Origin of the sequence: Streptomyces viridosporus, assembly GCF_002078235.1 — a bacterium.
GTDB lineage: Bacteria > Actinomycetota > Actinomycetes > Streptomycetales > Streptomycetaceae > Streptomyces > Streptomyces viridosporus.
Map to the genome: position 1 here is coordinate 1 of NZ_MSGP01000519.1, position 1772 is coordinate 1772.

The 1772-nt window shown below is 76.6% G+C and carries 2 protein-coding genes; both read left to right on the forward strand.

What is annotated here, in order from left to right; all coding sequences use genetic code 11:
• Positions 1-890: 4Fe-4S dicluster domain-containing protein (locus B7L92_RS31100; protein WP_081240670.1), on the forward strand; the 890-nt coding region annotated here is incomplete at its 5' end.
• The coding region (gene nrfD, locus B7L92_RS31105; protein ID WP_081240671.1) for an NrfD/PsrC family molybdoenzyme membrane anchor subunit at positions 887-1772 on the forward strand (886 nt) is incomplete at its 3' end. The genes B7L92_RS31100 and nrfD, both read left to right, overlap by 4 nt.

Consider the following 1772-nt stretch of genomic DNA (forward strand, 5'->3'; position numbering starts at 1 on the left):
TGGCGTGCAAGGAGTGGAACGACGTTCCCGAGGACGGCCTCGACCTGCTGGGCATGTCGTTCGACAACACCGGCATGCTCGGCGCGAGCTCCTGGCGGCACGTCGCCTTCGTCGAGCAGCAGCGTCCACTGGGACGGCAGGAGACGGGGCTGTCCGGCCTGCCCACCGGCTCCTCCGGCACCGAGGCCACGGACCGGGTGGTGGGCGACGCCCTGCGCGACGCCGAGCGGGGCGGCGGCGAGCTGGGCACCGGCCCGGTCGATCTCGGCTTCCCCTCCTTCGACCTGCCCGGCGCCACCGACGGGGCCGGGGCCCGCACCGAGTTCCGCTGGCTGATGTCCTCCGACGTGTGCAAGCACTGCACCCACGCGGGCTGTCTCGACGTGTGCCCCACCGGGGCGCTGTTCCGCACCGAGTTCGGCTCGGTCGTGGTGCAGCCCGACATCTGCAACGGCTGCGGCTACTGCGTCTCCGGCTGCCCCTACGGGGTCATCGACCGGCGGCCCGACGACGGGCGCGCGTGGAAGTGCACCCTGTGCTACGACCGGCTGCGCGGGGATCTGGAGCCCGCCTGCTCCAAGGCGTGCCCCACGGACTCCATCCAGTTCGGCCCGCTCGACGAGCTGCGGGAGCGGGCCGACCGGCGGCTGGCGGAGCTGCACGGGGCGGGGGTGGGTGAGGCACGGCTGTACGGCCGCGACCCCGACGACGGTGTGGGCGGCGACGGCGCGTTCTTCCTGCTGCTGGACGATCCGGAGGTGTACGGGCTGCCGCCGGACCCGGTCGTGCCCACCCGGGACCTGCCGTCCATGTGGAAACACGCCGCGGTGGCCGCCTCGGCCCTGCTGGCCGCGTCCGCCGCCGTCTTCTGGAAGGGGGGCCGGCGATGAGCGAGGACGACGGGGCCCCGCGCGGCGACACCGGGGCCGGCGACGCGCACGCGCACACGTCCGGGTCCGGCGCCCCGGAGGCACGCGACGAACGGCCCGCGTTCCGCTCCTACTACGGCCGGCCGGTGCTGAAACCGCCGGTGTGGAAGTGGGAGGTGCCGGCCTACCTGTTCACCGGCGGGCTGTCGGCCGGCTCCGCCCTGCTCGCCGCCGGAGCCGACCTCACGGGGCGTCCCGCCCTGCGCCGGGCGGGACGCTTGGGCGGCTTCGGCGCGCTCCTGGCCAGTACCGGACTGCTGATCGCGGACCTCGGCCGACCCGAGCGGTTCCACCACATGCTGCGGGTCGCCAAGCCCAGCTCGCCGATGTCCGTCGGCACCTGGATCCTCGTGGCCTACGGGCCCGGCAGTGGCCTGGCCGCCGCGGCCGAGATGCTGCCCGCATCACTGCGCGCGGGCCTGCCCGGCCGCCTGCTGAGCCGGGCCGCCCGGCCGGCCGGTCTGTCCGCGGCCGCCTTCGCCCCGCCCCTGGCCGCGTACACGGCCGTGCTGCTCTCCCAGTCGGCCGTACCGGCCTGGCACGACGCCCGCCGGCACCTTCCCTTCCTGTTCACCGGGTCGGCGGCGGCTGCCGCCGCCGGGCTCGCCATGCTGACGGTGCCGCCGGCCGAGGCGGGCCCCGCCCGCCGGCTCGCTGCGATCGGCGCGGCGGCGGAAGTCGTCACGGCCCGGCTCGTCGAGCACCGGCCCGGTCTGGTGCCCCGGGCGTACACCACCGGCCGGGCCGGGCGGCTGCGCCGGGCCTCGGAGTACCTGACGCTGGCGGGAGCGCTCGCGGCCGTGTCCGTCGCCCGGCGCAGCCGCCCCGCCGCGGCCGCGGCGG